Annotated in this window: 15 protein-coding genes, 1 tRNA gene and 1 pseudogene; 5 read left to right on the top strand and 12 right to left on the bottom strand. The window is 45.5% G+C overall.

The features are described from left to right. Positions 1–239: 239 nt before the first annotated feature. From ACAN54_RS27940 to ACAN54_RS27900, 9 genes are all read right to left on the bottom strand, one after another. Complete coding sequence (locus tag ACAN54_RS27940; RefSeq protein ID WP_379163509.1) at positions 240–962, bottom strand: GntR family transcriptional regulator; 723 nt, start codon at positions 960–962, stop codon at positions 240–242. 273 nt (positions 963–1,235) lie between these two features. Beyond that, positions 1,236–1,604: a VOC family protein gene (locus ACAN54_RS27935; RefSeq protein WP_379163506.1), complete on the bottom strand. Its 369-nt coding sequence runs from the start codon at positions 1,602–1,604 to the stop codon at positions 1,236–1,238. Between the two features lie 337 nt (positions 1,605–1,941). Further along, positions 1,942–2,913 carry a stalk domain-containing protein gene (locus ACAN54_RS27930; protein ID WP_379163503.1) on the bottom strand — a complete coding sequence of 324 codons (972 nt, stop codon included), beginning with the start codon at positions 2,911–2,913 and terminating at the stop codon, positions 1,942–1,944. 235 nt (positions 2,914–3,148) lie between these two features. Next, a complete protein-coding gene (locus tag ACAN54_RS27925) occupies positions 3,149–5,314 on the bottom strand; it encodes a pectate lyase family protein (protein ID WP_379163500.1) in 2,166 nt (721 codons plus the stop codon). Between the two features lie 516 nt (positions 5,315–5,830). Further along, positions 5,831–6,097, bottom strand: a complete 267-nt coding sequence (locus tag ACAN54_RS27920) for a hypothetical protein (RefSeq protein ID WP_379163497.1) — start codon at positions 6,095–6,097, stop codon at positions 5,831–5,833. Next, complete coding sequence (locus tag ACAN54_RS27915; protein ID WP_379163494.1) at positions 6,081–8,666, bottom strand: metallophosphoesterase; 2,586 nt, start codon at positions 8,664–8,666, stop codon at positions 6,081–6,083. The genes ACAN54_RS27920 and ACAN54_RS27915 overlap by 17 nt, the downstream gene beginning before the upstream one ends. Before the next feature lie 3 nt (positions 8,667–8,669). Further along, positions 8,670–9,935, bottom strand: a complete 1,266-nt coding sequence (locus tag ACAN54_RS27910) for a methyltransferase domain-containing protein (RefSeq protein ID WP_379163491.1) — start codon at positions 9,933–9,935, stop codon at positions 8,670–8,672. A 103-nt stretch (positions 9,936–10,038) separates the two neighbouring features. Beyond that, the gene (locus ACAN54_RS27905) at positions 10,039–11,538 is read right to left on the bottom strand and encodes a TROVE domain-containing protein (RefSeq protein WP_379163488.1); all 1,500 of its coding nucleotides are present in this window, start codon (positions 11,536–11,538) and stop codon (positions 10,039–10,041) included. A gap of 333 nt (positions 11,539–11,871) precedes the next feature. Further along, positions 11,872–11,959 (bottom strand) — tRNA-Ser (locus tag ACAN54_RS27900). 167 nt (positions 11,960–12,126) lie between these two features. Between ACAN54_RS27900 and ACAN54_RS27895 the strand changes: the two genes are divergently transcribed. The 4 genes from ACAN54_RS27895 to ACAN54_RS27880 all read left to right on the top strand — a co-directional run bounded on the left by ACAN54_RS27895 (position 12,127) and on the right by ACAN54_RS27880 (position 16,056). Next, the gene (locus ACAN54_RS27895; RefSeq protein ID WP_379163485.1) at positions 12,127–13,452 is read left to right on the top strand and encodes a helix-turn-helix transcriptional regulator; all 1,326 of its coding nucleotides are present in this window, start codon (positions 12,127–12,129) and stop codon (positions 13,450–13,452) included. After that, positions 13,427–14,239, top strand: coding sequence for a WYL domain-containing protein (locus ACAN54_RS27890; protein ID WP_379163482.1), 813 nt, complete (start codon positions 13,427–13,429; stop codon positions 14,237–14,239). The genes ACAN54_RS27895 and ACAN54_RS27890 overlap by 26 nt, the downstream gene beginning before the upstream one ends. A gap of 210 nt (positions 14,240–14,449) precedes the next feature. Then, positions 14,450–15,109, top strand: coding sequence for an RNA polymerase sigma factor (locus ACAN54_RS27885; protein WP_379163479.1), 660 nt, complete (start codon positions 14,450–14,452; stop codon positions 15,107–15,109). After that, on the top strand, positions 15,070–16,056 hold the full coding sequence (locus ACAN54_RS27880) for a hypothetical protein (protein WP_379163476.1): 987 nt from the start codon (positions 15,070–15,072) through the stop codon (positions 16,054–16,056). The genes ACAN54_RS27885 and ACAN54_RS27880 overlap by 40 nt, the downstream gene beginning before the upstream one ends. A gap of 185 nt (positions 16,057–16,241) precedes the next feature. Here ACAN54_RS27880 and ACAN54_RS27875 read toward each other — a convergent pair. Together ACAN54_RS27875 and ACAN54_RS27870 are read right to left on the bottom strand one after the other, a co-directional pair. After that, positions 16,242–16,397, bottom strand: a pseudogene (locus ACAN54_RS27875) (glycine radical domain-containing protein); the annotation flags it as partial. A gap of 75 nt (positions 16,398–16,472) precedes the next feature. Continuing rightward, a complete protein-coding gene (locus ACAN54_RS27870; RefSeq protein WP_379163473.1) occupies positions 16,473–16,826 on the bottom strand; it encodes a nitrous oxide-stimulated promoter family protein in 354 nt (117 codons plus the stop codon). Positions 16,827–17,473: 647 nt separating this feature from the next. Here ACAN54_RS27870 and ACAN54_RS27865 point away from each other — a divergent pair. After that, the gene (locus ACAN54_RS27865) at positions 17,474–19,855 is read left to right on the top strand and encodes a glycoside hydrolase family 94 protein (protein ID WP_379163470.1); all 2,382 of its coding nucleotides are present in this window, start codon (positions 17,474–17,476) and stop codon (positions 19,853–19,855) included. 322 nt (positions 19,856–20,177) lie between these two features. Here ACAN54_RS27865 and ACAN54_RS27860 read toward each other — a convergent pair whose 3' ends face one another. After that, positions 20,178–20,741, bottom strand: coding sequence for an RBBP9/YdeN family alpha/beta hydrolase (locus tag ACAN54_RS27860; protein WP_379163468.1), 564 nt, complete (start codon positions 20,739–20,741; stop codon positions 20,178–20,180). Positions 20,742–20,824: the final 83 nt, after the last annotated feature.

Raw genomic sequence — 20,824 nt, 5'->3', positions numbered from 1 at the left:
TTTCTGAACATAATTACTTCTACAATTACATCATACCGCCGCGCTAATAAAATTCAATCATTTTAACAATTGATACGGTCCAATTTTGTGAAATTTTGAACATAGTATGAATAACGCAGCTAATCACTAACAAAAAGATCTTTATTTTTATAAATATGTAACTATATGTATATTCGTATGCGCACTTAAAAACACAAAAAAAAGACCAGGGAATGCTCCCCGGCCTGATCGTTAGAACGTTATTGTACAGATACAAACGTGTTGAATTTCAAATATTTGTAGTGGAACCGCATATGAGAGAATTCGAAGGGAGTCCCATTGTCCAGAAAGAAAATCCCCTCCATAATCCCTACAGGCTCATTCTCCTGCAGATGGAGCAATTCTTGATCATTAGCACCCGAAGGCTCAGCAAAAATAGACAAAAACGACTTGGTCACCGCCAGATTCCGCGACTCCTCCAGATAATGAAAGATCGATCCTTCGATAATCGTCTGGTCCAGGTTCTGGACAATCTTGATCGGAATAAAGCCCGTCTCAATCATGAACGGCTCGTCATCGAATAAGCGAAGGCGCACGATTTTGTACACAAAATCATGGGGCTGCAAGAACAGATCCCGCTGCAGCTCTTCCGTAGGCCGGATCACCTCGAAATCCAGCACTTTCACCTTAGGCTTTTTGCCATGCATCTGAAAGTTGTCGGTGACCCCCAGATTCGAGCCCTCGTAATTAAAGATCGATTCATTTTTTATGTATAACGGATTGATAAAGGTGCCTGAACCCCGTTTTTTGAAAATAATCCCCGAGTTCTCCATCTTCATCAGTGCGCGTTTGATGGAACTTCGGCTTACCTGGTAGGTTTCGCTAAGACTGCGCTCATCCGGTAGTCTCATATCGGCAAACTTTCCCGCAAAAATCTTCATTTTGAGATCATCAATAATTTGCTTATAGACAAATTGGGTCATGGGGTACTCCTTCTTCAGAACTGTAAAGAGCTAAATAACAATAATAAATATAACATAATTAAGTGAGGGATCATACAGAGTAATGTGGACAGGGGCGGGCTCGTGGACTGACATGAAAAAACTCCCCTCACAGTAACAGGGTTTATTATTTCACCTGTCTACCGTATGGGGAGCATATCGCGTTTAGGAACACGGTCTTAATATTGTAATAATCACTTAGCTCCCTGTGACAGAGGAAGTTATCACTATTATCGAGCTAGATACATTTGCGTATTAGGCTTTACTGTGAAGGGTAATTAGGTAACCATCTGGGTCGGCAAATGTAAAGGTTCGCCCGAATGGCCCATCTATTGGTGCGGATGTAATCTTTACGCCTGCTGCAATAAGCTTGTCGTGGATTTCTTGCGTATCAGGGGCATGAAGCCACAGAGCAACACCAAGTCCAGGCTGAGTCCCTGAACCGAGTTCTATTCCTGGCATTAGGTCACGAAGAGCAAATGCAATAGGCTTTGTTTCAAAGACCACAGCATGAGGTGGTCCCGCCTGTGAGCGGACCAGTCCGAGATAGTTTTGATAGAATTCCGCAGAGCCTTCAAGATCGCTCACTTGAAGTGAAATGAAGTCGGGTCCAATTACTGACATATAATGTTCTCCTTTGTATATGGGGTTGTTTATGGTTATTAGCATAAATGGTAATACTGACATGAGCCGAAAACACCACACGGCATAACCATAACGCAGTATTCGTATCTTGAGTCCTGTAAAATAACCTCACTTTCATTTTGTATATCTTGATAATACATCCCGTTACTGACAACAGTATGTCAGTAGCGTTCTTTCATTTTTTCGATTTCTTCTTTTAAATCTTGGCTCCATCTGCTGCCAAGTCAATTTTGACTCTGCGAAAGTCAAGTTATTAAGGCGTAATCATGCGGAGTAGACAAAAAAAAGACACCCCGAAAGGTGTCCTTTCCCTTAGCTACTCAAGCTTGAAGTAAAAGAAAGAGTTGGCATAGTCGTCAGTGTTATTGAGTTGAAGGGTTAGATAGTTCGTCAACCCCTTGGTTACAGGTACGATTACCAGTCCTTCAGCACTGTAGCTGTAGCTTTGACCCGACTCAAGCTTTTTGAAATTAGTTGCGTCTTGGAGAGCTTCCCTTAAGGAACCAGTGAACCCATAATCCGTTACACCGATAATACTGTTGCCGTCTGAAGTTTTAGAACCCCAGAGGTTTGGCATAAGAGCAACATCAACATATGTACTTTCGTGTTTACCATATGAGATAAGCTTACCGTTCTTCAGAACAATCTTAACCTTAGCCAACTTATAATCAATTAGAGCGTTTGCTTCCGGCTCCCTGAAACCAAGCGCTGCAATTTCACTTCTTGAAATTGACTTTACGGAGCTTACGGAGACCGTATAGTTCCCAGTGTATGCAAAACCATCATAACTATAAGGGTCATCATATGAAACAGATTTGCCAATTGAAATTGCAGAACCAAAGGTTTTACCATTGCTGGTTGAAGCCGTCGTAGTGGATTGACTTGGTGCAGTTGTAGGAGCCGGTGTGTTTGCAGGAGCCTGGGTAACAGGTTGTTGTGGAGTCGATGCCGTACTAGCATCATTGTAAGGAATCCCGCTATTATCTGAACCATCAATAGAAATAGTTAGTGAGGATGCATCAAAATCAACTTCTGCTCCAAGCGCTTCAGAAACAGATCTTAGAGGAACATATGTAGAACCGTTATATACCAAAGCGGACAAGTTATTACCCGATTGATCCTTCGGAGTCCACTTAGCACCGTTAAGAAGAAACTTAATATCGTGGTTCAATTTAGCCTTGATCGTCTCAACACCAGTTCCTGCGAATACTCCTACTGAGCCAAACAGTAGACTTGAAACTACGATCGATGAAATAAAGACCGATTTTCTCATTTGAATCAACTTCATTCTTATAAACCCCCCAGTATTTATTAGTGCGCGAAAGTAAGAGACACCAATTTTGGCATCTTTTACTACATAGTACCGCAATTTATTATAAACTTTACCAATAATTCTGTCTATTATGTTGTTTCTTGTAAAAAAAGATCGAAAATTGTAACGCCTGTGCGCTATACATGAAAAAGACACCCCTGGAGGTGTCTTTCGTTTTACTCTTTATCACTGGGTCAGGATAGTAACTTATCTACTCCAACTTCATGTAATACAAGTTCGTAGTACTATCCTTTGTAATCGTATGTGCACCTGCCGTAAGAGAGACAGTGGCAATGCCGTTCGTGATGGGATAACTTGTTCCATCCACCTTGATGGCGGTTCCATCTGCTGTGTTGAACACTAAAGTTAAGGTTGAGGCTTTGCCGGCGGTGAACCCAATGCTAGTTGAACTCTCGATTTTCAAACACTGGGTTAGGGTCAGGCCATTATATACCACAGTCCCCTTGGTGGTTGAGAGATTCCCTTGAATATTGAAGAAGCTGCTAGTTGTTCCATTGGTGGTAAAGTTATGGACATACGCTCCTGCTGTAGGCGTTGGAGTCGCTGTCGGTGCTGGAGTTGCTGTCGACGTTGGTGCTGGTGTTGCTGTCGGTGCTGGTGTTGCCGTTGGCGCTGGAGTCGCTGTTGGCGCTGGAGTCGCTGTTGGTGCTGGAGTCGGGGTCGTTGGGTTGGAGTTCCCCCCTACAGATACTAGCCCCGTTGTATAGCTGCGAATGGCGGACATTAGCGCTGTATTCAGTGAATACGATACGTCATCCACCGAATCATTAAATTCCCAGGTGAAGTCTCCGCCATTCAGGCGTCCGGCTTCTGCCGTAACGATCTGTTCAATAGCGCTCGCGCTATCGATGTCAGAGGCACTTACCCCTGTATCTACGCTCGTATCGAAGTTGTTATAAGCTGTTCCGCCTACTAAGGCTTTATACGAGCTTGGAACGGTTTCATTTCTCGACGATACTACATAGGCATCAAAAGAGGTTGTATTGGCCGGAGCTGTTCCAGCATTGGAGTTGGCATAAATAAGACTTGCCGCTTCAATAATGCTATTGTTGTACGCTTTGATCATCCCTCCGTTTTCACCGGAGAACGTACCCTCCTCACCGATAGCATCCGTTCCTTGTAAGGAGCTTAACATTGGGTTTTTGACATGTCTAAAAAGATTTGATTCTACAAAAGCTGAAGCGCCTGTTGTAACCCCAACACCATATTTCGATACTCCGTCATAGAAGTTATTATAGACATGAACAGAGGCCACTCTTATACGCGGATGACGGGAGTCTGAATGATCGAACCAGTTATGGTGGAAGGACACAAAGAACTCAGCCGATTCGCTCAAACCGAATAGAGCTGCTTTGCCGGAATCCCAGTAGTGGTTGTAGGAAATAGTAATATACGTTGATCCCTTTTTAAGGTCTGTGGAACCGTCACCTTTGGCTTGGTCCGCGTCGCTCCCTGCAGATCCATAGAAAATATCATTATTATGCACCCACACGTTCGCATTGCCCGTATCCATTGAAATGCCATCATCCGGGAACAACATCACTCCGATGTTCCTTACTTCCACATTACCTACATATCTGAGCAGCATTCCCCACCCATACGCATACGCATCGTCTCCGATACCTTCAATCGTTATATTCATTTCCGAATAATTGCTTTTACCTTTGACTTCAAGGTATCCAGTGCTGTTAAGTTGTCCACTCAGATCGGCAGCTGTAACCTTCCCAATAATGCGGATGGCAAGCGGCGTTGTATCATAGCCTTTTTGTCTTAGTGCCAGAATTCCGCCAAGACCCACACCTGTCTGCACAGCGCCGGAGCTGTTGATTTTCACATCGAGCGTTACCGTTTGCGCATTCTTAGAAGTAATATACAGCACTTGTGCACCAGTCTTAAGCGTACCGTTCTCATTATAAGCACCTGAACCCGATCCATATTGTGAGTTTGCCGAAAAAGCGAATCCTGACCGGTCAAATGATGCTACAGACAGCGTATTAGAAACCGCACTTACCGCCCCTCCGCCTGGCAGCGTGGCTTCAACCTTCATGACATAAGCCCCCGCAGCAAGCCCCACAACATCCGCTCTCCAGTAGGAAGCGTATTTACGGATCAATTCATTATGAATTTTTTGATACCCGGAATCTGCCGCACTTGCTGGTTTAACATATACATTGTACCCGGTAGCATTACTAACAGGGGTCCACTCCACATACGCAGCTTCATTCCAGCCTCCACTGCCAGTGATCGTAAGTCCAGCAGCATGTACGACCGAATTTGACCATCCGCCCGCTATTAAAGATAGTACAAGCGAAAACAACATCATTATACTGGCTATCTTTGCAGCTCTTTTCTTCATTCTTTTGCCTCCTGATTGAATAGTTTACAGACAAACATGAAATCGCTTGCAAGTTCTCACGAAGCTTCTTCATCTCCTCCTTCTCCAAGCTGCTTGTCTCTTATTCCGGTTAATCCAAACCATTGATCTTACTTATAATACATATTTTGGAACTATAACGCCCTGAGCATACCAATCGCTACAGCGGTTCCGATACAATCATTTACTCATATCAGAGCTCATCCTGCGGTATTCTGAGTTAATGATTATTAGGCAGGGGGATGATAGGTTGCAGGGCCACAGCATATATTTTCTGAAGGGGGATAACGAACAAGGCGAACATTGACCTTCAATGTTCGCCTTGTTCGTTATTTATGAGGGATGTCCCTGCCGTTTAGAAATTCACAAGTTTTTTCACTTCTAAATTATAAGCTTCTGTAAATCCTTCTCTTATCGCTTGTGCGATTTTTCTTGGAGCATTTACGTCCCCGATTACTTTGGCGTTGGAAAAGTTAGCTTGCAACAACCCCACCAACCTTACTTATCACCTGCTCTACCTGGTAAGCCTCCATAGCAACATTCGGAGCTTAATGCGGCGACGAAAAATTCCTGCGAGAACGAAATGTTTGTAACGATGAACGGTCCTACAAAAGCAGACAGCCCATAGGCTTGATAGACAAGCCTATAGTTAGCTCCAAGGCTGGCCGTACTGTAATAAACGGCGGTTAGAGAAGGGTACACCGCCAAAAATCCGCAGAAGCCGATCAGGAAGACAGAGATCATCCCTCTACAATCTTGGGTCAATCTCTTTCTCTTTAGCAACCTCGAACAGCAAGTTTGCCGTAATTTGTTTGTAGGTATCGTTCTCAGGTGTAATGTCATTTAGCTTCACTTTAAGCATTTGCTTACCTAGCCGGTGCTCATTGGCGGAAGTCCGCAGCTTAGAAAAGATATTCTTCTGCTTCATCAGCTTTCCATATTTATGTGGGAACTTGTAATCGTACCCGTAGATTATCGACAGGTAACCGGGATTACGGACCTTCAAATAAGGGACCACCCCATGCTGCTCCTGCTCCGGCTTAATCACAATGCCCTCCATATGCTTCTCAACCGTTAACCTTGAAAAATACTCTTCGGCTCTGATGTACGCATCAGTCTCTTTTAAGTCGAGAACCAAACAATCGTCGTCATTTAAGAAACGGTATTGTTCGGAGGTTGTGCCAGCCGGGAATCGCTCTTCACCATTCTCTAGTACTTCCTTCAAAATAGTAAAAGGTTTGTACGCCAATTCCGCATCACCCGCATACCACTCCAATTGCTGCTGGTATACACGGTAAGCTTCATCTCGCTGGTCAAGGTCTACATGTGCTTCTCTGATCTCTCGGACATACTTGAAATTCTGATACACATGGGATCCATAGTTGTTGCTAAGGGCCTCTTTGGACAAGTGGTGCTGATCCTTTTCGAAGCCGCTTGCATCAAACTCCTGAATAAGCTTACCAAGTGCCTCCTCAAATCCATTTTGTCTTAAAAAGTCAAGCTCCGTCTCCAGCGCCTTTCCAATGGGTCTGAACTGACGCTCAATGAGCCCGACTCCAAGCGCCTTCCAGGGCAAAAGTTCCCCATCCAGAAGAAGCACACTTAACCCTTGTTCAGCCATATAGGTTCCAAATTTGTGAAGCAATTGCTCGTAGATAGGAGCCAAATCAACAGTCTTAACCTTATATCCATTACGGCTAACCGCATAGCACTGCTCTATCTCCCTATAGAGGTACACATTACAGCGTGATCCCATGTATTTAGGCTGCAGTACAACCTCCGATACGCCACGTTCAGCAAAATAATCTAATCCTTTTCTCAGCGACTCGAGCTCACCTGCAGCCTCATCTTTATCAGCCGGAGACATCGTTCCGGAGATGAAATTGACTCGATTTTTCGAGCAATATTGCAGTCTGCGCACAGCCTCAACATCCAGATCCTGCAAGGATACTGTTTTCTCTTCGCGGAACAGAATCGGAAGTTCTTCCTCCACCATAGCAACATGCGACTTATGATTTTTATATAAAGGTCTGAACGATATACGAACAGAAGTCAGCATATTCCCATGCGCACTTCCCGTGTCTAGGTGGATTTTATTCTTAATCCGAAAAGTCTGCTTGGCTGCAATATGCCCGAACAGATGGAACGGATGATTAGCCACAGCCTCTTGCTTAAGGAATTCAAGTTGTTTCTCAAGGGCAGCCTCACGATCCATTCGAAAGTTACGTTGGTGGCGTACCGAGTTTGTATCCATCTTGCCGATATATTTATTGCGGCATGGGGCATGCGTTACATAAAACGAAGGTCCTTGCATACCAACATAGCGGTAAAATGGCTTAGACAGCTCCACTAAAACTGAAAATTTACTAAAAAGCGCGGAATCCCCCTTAAGCACTTGGGTCGAATCGAAATACGTTCGTAGCAGTTCTGGATCGGCACCTTGAATCTCACCCTTTACGTACTTGTAGACAAAGTTCTCGTGATTGCCCATTACAAACAGGAAATGCTCACGGTTTTCATATAGGAACTCAATCGTCTCGCGTGTTTGCTTACCTTTATCAATCCAGTCCCCAACAAGTATAATTTTCGTCTGACTCAGCTTATCTGTAGCGGACAGTTTACCTGCTTCCACCCGGTAACCATAATCACGCAGCAGTCCCTGCAGCTCTTGAACACACTCATGCACATCCCCAACCACAATATACTCTTGTTCTTGCGGAAGTACCGCAGTTACATAATTCTCTAAATCCTGAATCACCACCCGGTAGTCGACATTAGATTGGCCTTCGTCTATTAAGTAAAAATCCTTAGCGCGGACTTTATGAATTTTGCTATAGCCTTCCCGGGATAGAACAGGCAGCACGTCTTTTCTCAGCCGATTCAGATGGTTCGAAATCAGTTTCTTTGATCGTTCCGAGTTGTAATAATCCTCCCGTTTGCGGTAATCAAATAGAATAACCTCCAGGTTGTAATGATTCATTTGAGCGATCTCGCGGACCTTACTACGGTAATCTTCAGAGAGTCCAATGGTATCCATCACCACAAACTCCGCATTAATGGGAAAAGAGGTGACCAGCTTCAGCCTCTCAAACAACAGTTGAAAGGCATGCGAGCTCGACTCCAGCATCACTTGGTCATACTTATCGTAGTCATAGCCCAGTACTTCCTGCCGGATTCCGTCTGAGGACAAATACTGCACATTCATCCGCAAGCCCCTGGAGGCATCCTCAAATTTCAGCTGTGGGATCAGCACTTCTTTTGCAAAAGTCGACTTCCCGCATTCCGTAGCCCCTACGAGCATAAATATCGTATGTAGACGGGTTTGAATCTCCACTGTCTAATCCTCCTTTCTTCGCACAATAGTGCATTGCGTCGTACGTATCTCGTCAACTCGGTCACCGACCATCACATACTCGAACTCAACTGCCAAACCTTGAACCGTGTCCGCAAACCATTGCTGGAACGCTTCCTGCCCCATTTCCCACTTGTGATCTTCATGCCGGAATCCTTCCAGCTCATAGTAACGGTTAAAATCAGCGTTGGGCGTCGTTACAATGAACTGTTCAAAGTCTACATTGTTACATACTTGCTGAATGAGCTCCGCGGCTTCAGCCTCACTCATATGCTCGATAACTTCCGTTAAAATCACATCGACCTGCTCTCCATTGTACGACTCCAGAAAATGATCCAGAGAACGAAAAGTAACAAGGTTATCCACTTCCTTCGCTTTCGCTTTCCGATTCACAACCTCTAGCAGCTCCTCGACTACATCCACGGCGTAATAGGTACTATCTATTTTCCCAGCATACGGAATGGCATAGAATCCTTCACCGCACCCAATGTCCAATATCGGCTTATTAAATGGAAGCACGCTTGAAATGAAACTACGCCGCTGTATTGCGGTACTCCCATACTCTAGCCCGATGGAATAGCGCTCCGTTTGTTCGATGTATGCTTTATACTTCTTAAACCGCTCTCTGGAGGTCAGAAAATTCCTAGCAAATAGACTCCGTATATAAAAAGGTGCATCAATAACATTAAGGCTTCGAATATATTTATCCAAAACCGCTTCCGAAATATCGATATACGCGTCTCCGAACATGGACAAGAATAGGGACAATACACTCACAACATGCAGGAGGTGATACAAGCTTTTATGCGTGGTAATCGTCAGTGAATAGCTTTTATGTGCTTGAAGCTGCAAGGAAAAGGTATACTCCTTCAAGTGCTGTTCGAAAAATCTAATATAATGTACCCGCTCCACATGAACCAAGTTGATGAAAAAGGAATGCTCATACCCTTCCTCGTCCCGCGCGTCCTGCGTCTTAAAAGGTGTGGAGAAAAACTCATTCACCGCATTTAGAGGAAATTGGGGTGTATTAAATCGGGAAACATTTAGGTATTCAAAATTCTCGCCGTCATTCTGCTTGTAGGATATATCATTATCCGCATCCTTGAAATAAACGTTATAAGTTGAGTCATCCGAATACCATCCATAAGCCAACCCTTGACGAACCGGACGAAGCTGCATTCCTGTCACTGGATTTTTTTTAATTAAAAAAGTAAACTTTGGATTTGTGGATTTCAATTGTACAATAGCCAATACTCTTTTCCTCCTTTAAAACTTTCTATAATAAGTCCCTCTTGCTCCTCTTGTTCAATTCGGTCTAGCTGTTCACGGAAAACTCTATCTATAGGATCGATCATCATCCCTCCAGGTCCATCATTTCAATCTTCTCCACCATCGAACCATAGCCCTTCGCGGTCTGAGCAATGTAGCTGAGTACAGTATCACTCCATCCATAGATATAAAAGGTATTGTGGTCTGGCTGCGGAACCATCGCATTACGGTAAGGGGCAATATCGATAATGTAGGCTCTCACATGAGGGTTTACTTTAGCACGGTATTTTTGTAAGGCTTCATAAAAAGGGCTTCCGTGGTTCTGCTGTTCGTCCGTGATCATGACAATCTGGTCGACCTTCCGTCGCTCATTGAGCAACTTCCGTACAGGCGCACCTGTATCGGTGCCGCCATGGGCTTGAATTCTATCAGCTTGTGATAAAATACTGTCTCGGCGGGACGGTCTGGCATCCTCTACCTCTGTATCAAACAACCAGAATAGGGAGTTTCCTTGCGTTTTCTTGTACAGGGCCAGAGCAAACACCGACCCTATCTGCAAATACTCACCATTCATTGAGCCTGAAATGTCCAGGAAGATGGCTGTCTGATCTTCCAGATCTGGCAAATTATCAAACGTATATTCGGCTGCATCCCGCAGGGCGTCGCGCAGTACCGGATGCTGTACCTGCCGAAATGCTTTAGCGAATCGGAAAGGTAGAATCTTCGACTTCTTCAATGCCCGTTGATCTGTTAAGCGTTCTACCGCGAACCCTAAATTGTTCGGGCTATCAAAAACACCTACCCGTTCAAGCGTGTTCAAGTGGCGAATCAATGCAAATATCGGCATCTGATGAAGAAGTGCTTCCCAAACCGCCTTAGTGGGTTTAATCGCTCCCGTAACCACTTCATGTGGCAATTTCCCCGTCTCGATCCAATTCAATTGTTCCGCTTCGGAACCCGCCCGTTTCAGTTGCTCTAGCGCCTCTACTTGTGGAAGCAACGACAAGTTAGCCTCTTGACCGCGCAAATAACGATATAACGCTTGCTGCTTAAGATCAGCCGGTTTCGGGTGGGCCGTTGCAATCGCATCACTCAAGCTATATCCCCGACCTCGGCCGTTGTACTTGATTGCCCAGTACTCGGATATACCCGATAGAAAACGGTTAACTTGCCGTTTCACCGCACGCCCACCTTCTCCGCGACCCAATCCTTTCAAGATCGTAAGGAAGTCCGTCAAATCGGAGGGAATTCGTACGACGTTCAAGAAGATTTTCGAAAACAAGTCTGGACGATAAGCCGACAGAATGGCTAATCCGAACAGAGGTTGTAAGCGCATATAGCCTTCATTACGCCCATAGACAATGGCTTTAGCCATAAACAGCGGGTTGCTGTGAGCCATTGCCCTGTGCATCTCCTCCGCTTCCGCCAAAAGCTGGTGTTGATCAGCGTAGAAAGTGTTACCCAATGTATTGGTTACCAGCGTCTGTATGTATTGCTCCTCAACAGAGCGGGTGTAAGATGGGTAACCTTCTTTATTTGGTGTAGGCAGTCTTAGGGTTGAAAATAATTTTTTAGCAAAACTCATGGTTATAGCCTCCTTCATTTAAAAACCGGCGAAGAAAAAGCAGGGAAGGTTCACTGCAGGACTCGAACCTGCCATAAAGCCCGGGTAAATCATTGTTCCGCATCAGTGGCGAAGAAACCCTCCCCGGCGCCTCGCCGGTATTCATTTGTGGGGGTGCGAGGAAAAAGTTTGAGAAGGCATCGGTACAGCGTATATACGCTCATTACCGTCCTTTTTGACGAAGTAGCCCTCTCTGACGCCTCGCACCTTGATAATCTTGAACAATGATTGTTGATGTTGAGGAAAAAATTTGGAAAGGAACATGCTGCTCTACCCCTGAGCTACCTCACCCTGCGGTGAGAGTTGGACTCGAACCAACGACAAGCCGATTCAAAGTCGAAGTAACCCTTCCGTGCGCCTCAACAGGATCAACTGCCTCATCCTTAGTGAACTCGGCTTCATGGAACTATCTTCGCTCATCCTCACTGTTACGAACAGGGTGAAAGTATGGCGGCGAATAAAAATCCTTCCATTTTCTTCAACTCGGGTGCTTGATATAATGAGTACTATAGTTACATAAAGGATTCGCTACATGCTGGAGGAATGCAAATGGCTCGGGAAAGTTTCGACAAGGAGATTCAATTTCTTCGCATGCTCGCTTTAGCTGGGGGGGCCTATAGCAGACAACAATTCGCCGATCGCCTCGGCATTTCTATACATACCTATGACAAAACGCTGCGTAATCTCAAGGAAATAGTAACCGTCTTACAAAAAGGCCTCCCCGCAGATCAAGGAACCGAACTCTCTGAGTGGGTCCGCTATAACTACTATGAATCTGCCGACCCGTTGCTCCTCTTCTTGTTTCGTGCAAAGTCACTTAAAGAAACGGAAAGTATCAGGCTTTCGATATTATTAACAGCACTACAGACGCAGGAGCTAACCGCTAAAGATCTACAGGATGTCTGCAGTGAGCAAATGCCAGCCGATGGTCCGCTGCCTGATGAAAAGACCGTCCGGGGAGATCTGAAATACCTAGAAGAGGTTGGTGTTATTCTTCGTGTAAATGGGGAGCGTCCATTCCGGTATAGGGCTGCTAACGATCTCGCTGACCAATTATCCGACGATGAGATTTTGGACCTTTACGACTATGTTGATGTCATCGCTAATACGCAGATTCCGTCCGTCCAAGGCTATCTGCTGCGCGACACCCTAAAAAAGGTTTTAAGAAAGCGGGGCTATATCCCAGAGGCTGCGGAAACCCATCGATACAAGTATAATTACCATTCGCGTATTCTTGACGAGGCGCATCTCTATACAATATTTGGAGCCATTCAGCAGCGAAAAAAGCTAACTTTTCTTTATCTTTCTCCTAAAAAAGGCAAGAACTACGCTTCTCAGAACACAAACCCCCTCTTTGAGCGGGATACGAAAGGTGTTACAGAAACGGTTCTCCCCATCCGTGTCGTCTACGATCATCAATACGGGCGATGGTATTTAATCGGACATCATTCACGTATGGGAATCATGAAATTCCGTATGGAGGGACTTACTCAGATAGAGGAAGGCGACGCTGTGGAAGAAGAAGAGTTTGCTAAGAAACTTAGCAATATTGAAGGACAGCTGAAAAACAGTTGGGTTACAGATACCACGCGTGCGATTAAAGTGGTCGCTCGATTCTATAACCCCGGTCGATCCGGTGCTAATTTCATTCGGGAGCGGGTGGAGGTGCAGGGACAGTGGGGAATCATTACGGAGAACTCGGACTCCTCCTTCCTTTACGAGATCATGGTGAACGGCATTTACGAAATTAAGCCTTGGTTACGGAGCTTCGGTTCGAGCTGTGAGGTATTAGAGCCACCTTGGCTTCGTAAGCAATTTATTGCGGAATGGAAGGAGATTCACACCTATTATGAATCCATTCGAGAAAATATTTAACTTTCAAATCATTTCCCGCCTGGACGAAGTGGGTTCATTAGCCCTGACCTCCCAGGAGCGCTCATGGCTGAAAACGATGCTGATGCATTCAGCTTCTACCGAAGCCTTTACACCAGAAACCTTGAGTAAGTTGAACTCCTTATTGGATTCTGAATCGTCCACAGAGATACGTGAGATTATTATGGAGAAAGCCAAAAGTCAGGAGCGGCAGGTCTATCATCCAATGCTACGCACGCTCCGCCGAATAATTATGCAGGAGCACGGAATCCTTCTATCTTATTGTATTAAACATGGAGGAGTTAAAAACAATCAGTCTGGATTCCCTCACAAGCTTGAGTACAACATGTTTAAGAGGGAGTGGTATCTGCAATGGTACAATACTCGACATCATTCCCTCATGTCTACTAAACTAAAAAACATCGTATCGGTCGAAGAAACCATTCTACCTACCGATCAGGTTACAGCCTTGAAGGTAACCTTGGAGCGCTTGTTAGAGGAATGGAAGGAAACCGCATGGGTTCAAGTCATTCCAACATTTAATGCTGAACTGTCACGAATTCTATACGCCTTTTCCTGTTTTGATAAGTCGGTAACCTTTGATGAAGACTCGGGCATTTATCGAATCAAAGTCATCTACATGAGAAACGAAAGTGAGTTTCTGTTGTCAAAAATTCGTTTCCTTGGGCTGCGAGTGAAAATTGTTGAGGGCGCGCACCTTAAAAGACGCATGCTAGAGTCGGCTTCAAGGGCTCTGGCTCGTTATGCTGATGATTCGGCTGCACATTGAAACTTCTAACGGTTTGTCTAATTGAGCAAAAGCAGTCATCCTCTTACGAGTAAATGGACTGCTTTTTTGTATTCCTATTACTTTCGCCATTACTGAGTTCACATCTTCTCAATACTGAGGCTTTTGCAGGGATCTCCTTAAGAGTCTTTTTATTAGCTTAAGTCGATACAATTGTAAGTGAACTGCTGTTTTTTAGGTTTTTTTGAAGTTATGGCACTTTTTCAGATGGCCGGGTGTTATAGAGATATACAGCTTGAGGAGGTGTTAACAACGCCGGATGATGTGATGGACCCCAGGGGATTAGAGCAGTTGATCTTCAGGATTCAGAGAGGGAATAGCGAACAATATGCTCTCATTGTCAGAGCTTTTCAGCAGCCAATTTACGGCTATTGCTGTCGTCTGCTAGGGAACAGGCAGGATGCTGAGGACGCAGTGCAGGAAATACTAGTGAAGGCGTATCAGGCGATCCATCAGTACAAGCCTACTGTACAGTTCTCGGCTTGGCTGTATCGGATTGCCTATAATCATTGCCTGAATCTGCTACGCAGACGTAGGTTACACCGTCAGGTGATGCAGATTTTTCGCCCGGAAACGGTTGTGGGGAGCCCCGAACAAGAGCTGGATGACCGGCTTTACAAGCCCTCTTTGGCGGCCGCCTTAGCCAAGTTATCACTGGAGGAACGTAATCTCTTGATTTTGCGGGTATTCGAGGAGAAGAGTTATGCGGAAATGAGTGAGATCCTTAAGATCAGCCCCAATGCACTTAACAAAAGAATGAACCGCATCAAAAAGAAAGTGAAGCAGGTCATGGAAGTGGAGGAGGAAAAACTGTGGGACGAACCGCAATCAGCCATGAATACCAAGATATAATTAAAGCCTCTGCCGGTCCAAATCCGCTTGAGGCGATTGATGTAGAAGCACAAGTGATGGAACGGATAGAGCGGCTGGGGCTGGCGCGCACCCGCCCTGCTGCGTGGAAGAGAAGGCTGCGCAAACCTACAGCAGTGTTCAGTCTGCTTATGGTATTCCTGCTACTCTCCGTGACAGCATATGCTGCGGCGGAATATATCCAGATCCGTAACAGCAGAGGCGAGGTGAAGGTGCAGTACATGGAGCCGGAGCCAGTGCAACAATCGGGCCATTTGCTGAATAACAAGCTTAGGCAGCAGATGGAAGCTAAAGCGCTCGCTTTTGCTAAACCGGGTGAATTGATTGGATACTATGTCAAAAAGGATGTGGCAGAAGGAGCGGCGGAAGCTTTGAAATTTGTGCATAAGGAACAGCGACTAACCGCCTATGCCGATTTCTCCGCAGAGATTCGCCGAACCGGAGCACCTATGCTGCCGGAAGCGCCGGAGGGATACTCTTTTCAAAATGGTACTGTTGAACCCGATTACCCATATAATTCGCCTATGATGCAGCAGGAACTATACCTGGAAACGCTCGATGAGCTGCGTACTCAAGCGGAACAAGCGACCGGAGGGCAGCAATTGTTCATGAAATCCGTGCCGTGGACAAGTCCGATCTCGGTCAGCGCTTCGTATGCGAAAGACGGCGGGTTCCTGGGGATTTCCGCTCACATGATGCACGGCGGAGACATGAGGGTATGGCAGGGAGCGGATGAGCAGGCGAACAAAATTACTGTAGCCGGGACAGACGTCATCGTCAATACTTTGGGAATAGGGTTGGAAAAACAGCACAACTACCTGACCTGGTATAACGAAAAGTATGATGCATACTTTACGGTTACCAGTTACGGCGATAAAACCCTGAGCCAGGAAAAGCTATTGAAGCTTGTGGCAGAGTTGTTGCAGTAAGCTGCGTTTTGAGAATTCAGTTACCCGCGTAAAAGACACCCGGAGGGGTGTCCTTTGTGTATATAGAGCCAAGGCTGGATCAGTAAATCCAAGATCCGCTTCATCATCAGACAAGCTGGGAACAAAGGTATACCTGATCGGCCGGAATATTTACTTCCGAGAGAAAGCAGGCAGTGCTTCCCCCGTTAGATTTTTTCGTGAAAGGTTCTGTTAGTGACATCAAGCTGCTGCTCTCTCATCAGTTTAATGAAGTTAACCGCATAACCTGACACTCATATCGTAAGCTGCAGATACTCCTCCAGATGCTCCATCGCATCAAGCAAGGTTTTGGTGGCAAACACATGAATAAAATTATAATCAATCATTGAACAAATAACCGACACCAACCCTGAGTCTGAAGCCACTTGTTAAGATAACTATCGTGAAATTGATTTTCTTAACTTATCTGGTATTGGGATATGCCTTATGGACTCCAACGGATGGTACAGCAGCATCCATGGACCTGAAAAACGCATAACTTCCTTGATTTTTTGGCGGTAAACCGGTTTATAACAATGAATAGAACACTTTGCACAAGCCGTTTTCTCTTCACCGAATTTGCAGTGGGATAGCCTTTTCATAGCATACTCATTTAAGTTCTGACATTCATCACAGAGTCCCTTTACATGATGTTTTCTCTTGCAATATATAGTAATCATTTTAGAAACAATTACTTTTTCTTTGCGGATTTTAGGGCCATCTTTCAATTGCTGCTCTGCTCCTGTCCTCATATAATGAAGCCTCCTTGAATTTTAGTTGGGCTGCTCGGGATTTGGCAACTATACATAGTGAGTGGAACAGTGTCTCTATATGATCCTATTTTAGCAGAATGATTTCACTATGGGCGTAACTCTTAAATCATTCTGCTGAAGGAGGATAACGACAACACAGCAGACTTCGGAAACTGTGTCATAGCAAGCTTTTTAACCACCACGTATAGTATAAAACAGCGTTGAAATGAAAAAGGCACCCTTAGTCACAGTTCATTTGTCAGGGTTGTCTTTTTACGGCTGCAGGCGGCACCTTTGGATTTTGTCATGTTGGGATGACTCATCCGGCTGACCGCCCCAAATTGGATTCGTGTATCTCAGGTCATGCTTTTTCTCATATATCATAGGAGCCGAACCGTGAATAAGCAAACTCACAATTCACGGCCTTTCGATAAGCGTTAGTTCAATGAATCTAAGAGATTCTTAATCTGTGGATTAAGGGATCATGTAGCTAAGAAAAAACACTCACTATTTTGTTGTTTTTTTCTTAAATATGGGGTTATAGACTAACTGAAACTATCTTATAATAAAGTTGAGATTGGATATTATACCCATTTGTGAACGCGCGTTTACAAATGCAGTTAGCCACTTTAATAGGAGGAATGGTTATGCAATATGGTTGTTTTGATGAAAAGAACAAAGAATACCTCATTACAAAACCGAATACCCCTGCACCTTGGGCGAACTACCTCGGATCGCCGGAATACGGCGCCATCATTTCTGGCAACGCAGGAGGCTATAGCTTTGTAAAATCTGGAGCAAACGGGCGGCATATCAGGTATCACTTTAACTCCAAGGACGAACCGGGACGCTACATTTACGTGAGAGATCTGGAGAACGGGGATTATTGGTCCGGCTCCTGGCAGCCGGTTGGCAAGGATCTGGAGCAGTACAAATCTGTGTGCCATCATGGAACCGGATACACGAACATCGTGTCGGATTATGACAACATTCATACAGAATCATTATATTACGTGCCGCTGAACAGATCCTACGAAGTATGGCGCATGAAGGTCCGCAATGATGGCTCCAAGGCCCGGAAGCTGGCACTCTTCGGATTTGTCGAATTCACCAACGATAACAATTACGAACAGGATACTGTGAACCTTCAGTACACTTTGTTCATTTCACGGACCTATTACAACAACAATAAGATTCTGCAAGTGATCAACGAAAACACAACCGAGGAGCAAAGCTGGAGATTTTTCGGCGCTGCAGGTGCGGAGGTAATCGCCTACGATGGCGACCGGGATACATTTCTCGGCGATTACCGCAGTTACGGCAATCCGGCCTCCGTGGAAAAGGGCCAATGTTCCAATTCGCTGAACTATAACACCAATGCCTGCGGTGCCCTGCAGATCAACGTGGATTTGCAGCCAGGAGAAGAGAAGGAAATTGCATTTTTACTGGGACAGTATGATGAGCGAGGTGGGTCCGAAATTCTCAACCGCTATAAGGATCTGTCCGTTATCGACAAGGAACTTGAAGAATTGAAGACATTCTGGCACGGCAAGCTTAACCGTTTTCAGGTCCAGACGCCAAGCGACAATCTGAACAACATGATCAATACTTGGAATGCATATCAATGCTTCATCACTTTCATCTGGTCACGTGCGGCCTCCTTCCAATACTCCGGTCTGCGTAACGGACTCGGCTATCGGGATACCGTGCAAGATATTCAAGGCATCATTCATCTGGACCATGAGATGGCACTTGAGCGTCTGCGGCTGATGATCTCGGCTCAGGTCTCCAACGGTGGCGGTCTGCCGCTCGTAAAATTCAACCATAACCCCGGACATGAGGGCACGCCCGACGATCCGGAATACGTGCGTGAGACCGGTCATCCCCATTATCGTGCCGACGATGCCTTATGGCTGTTCCCGACCACCATCAAGTATATAAATGAAAGCGGTAACTGGGACTTCACGGATGAAGTGATTCCCTATTCAGACCAAGGCGAAGCCACGGTTTACGAGCATCTGCGCCAGGCCCTGCAATTTAGCCTTGACCGTATGGGTGCGCACGGTATGCCGGTCGGGCTTCATGCGGACTGGAACGATTGTCTGCGTCTTGGAGCCAAGGGTGAATCACTGTTCGTCGCCTTCCAGCTGTATATGGCCTTCAAAGTGTTCATTGAAATCGCACAAAATAAGAGCAAGCCTGACGACGTAGTATGGGCACAGTGCCTGCTCGATGAGCTCGATGAAAACATTCAGAAGCATGCTTGGGAGAACAATCAGTTCGTCCGCGGGTTCACCGAAGACAACTATACCATTGGGTCCTGGGAGAACGATGAGGCAAAAATTTGGCTGAACCCACAAAGCTGGTCCGTACTAAGCGGTGCCGCCCGCCCGGATCAGGCGAAGCTCTCCATGGACAAAGTGTACGAGAATCTGCGTACCGATTATGGCACCATGCTATTCTATCCGCCATTCCGGAAATATGGTTTGCCCGTAGCACTGATGGCCCTTTTCAACCCGTCAACCAAAGAAAATGCCGGCATCTTTAGCCAGCCGCAGGGATGGCTCATCCTGGCGGAGACGATGATCGGCAACGGTGAACGTGCGTTCGAGTATTTCTTGAACTGCAGCCCGGCTAGCATGAACGATAAAGCCGAAATCCGCAAACTTGAGCCTTACGTACATGGTCAGTTCGTTGAGTCTAAAGATAGTCCCTATCAAGGCCGGGCACATGTCCACTGGCTCACCGGAACTGCCTCGACCGTGATGGTCTCTCTAGTAGAGGGCATCATGGGAGTACAACCGCAGATCGATGGCCTTCGGATCAATCCGTGCGTGCCCTCCGACTGGACAGACTTCTCCATGGTGCGGGAATTCCGCGGATTGAAGCTGAACATTCAGGTGGAGAACAAGAACAACGTACAAAAAGGAGTTACCCATATCGTCATTAACGGTGAGGAAATTCAAGGTGACCTAATTCCTCTCACCAAAATGCAGGCAGAAAACACCGTACGGGTTATCATGGGGTAGCAAATTACTGAAACGCAGTTAGTGTACTATCTAGTTTTATGTTACTTATGGCTTGGTCATAAGGGGATGTAAAAGACACCTGAGGGTGTCTTTTACTTTACTCCATATGAGGCTAAGGGTGGGACGTAAAGAGCCATATTCTTCTCTCTCCACAACCGCAGGACGGGAGGTGTGAAATATCGGGTATTAACTTCTAAACCAGAATTAGATCAGTTTGGTCACTGACTTTATGAGTTCGTTTTTTACCATGATTTTTGCAATGTTGAGCTATAACCTCATAATCAGAATCACTGATCATTAAGCACCTTGTTCGTCCACTCTTTCATAGTGTAACTTGCTGGTTTAAGCACACATCGAGAATCCACGGCCATGGACCGTAGCCCGCTTCTACGTTGATGTGACCCATTTTAGGCAACATAACGCAAGGCACCCCTAAATCTAAATATTGAGAAACATCTTCTACCGAACAATAAGGGTCTGTTGAGGATAAAACAAACAGCGCCTTTTCCGCCACCGTTGCAATCTCAGCCAAGTTTTCCGGTACAGGGAAAAACGTCATCACAGGCTCATATTTCAAAAATGGCGAAGGCGGTGCTACCAGAATCGCTCGCTGAATTTTTCGTTTCGGATGTGAAGTCGCATAGTGAAACCACATAATGCACGCTAAACTGTGAGCTACAACGATTACTTCTTCCTCCTGCGGAATTTCTTCAAGAACAGAAGATAAATAGTCAAGCCAAACATCCTTATCTGGCTGATCCTTATCTGGAAAATCAGGAAAATAGACCTGTTCACCTTGCTTCACCAGCTCTTGCTGTAACCATCTTTGCCAATGATCGGGTCCACTGCCGCCGACTCCATACAAAAGAAGAAAACTTCTACTCATGATAACCATACCTCCACAATAGTCGTATAAAATTATGATTGCATTCATATTTACATGAGTACATGCTCATGACATGTACACAT

It is taken from the genome of Paenibacillus diazotrophicus, assembly GCF_042610465.1.
The sequence above is the reverse complement of the archived record's forward strand: the minus strand, read 5'-3'. Positions and strand labels throughout refer to the sequence as shown.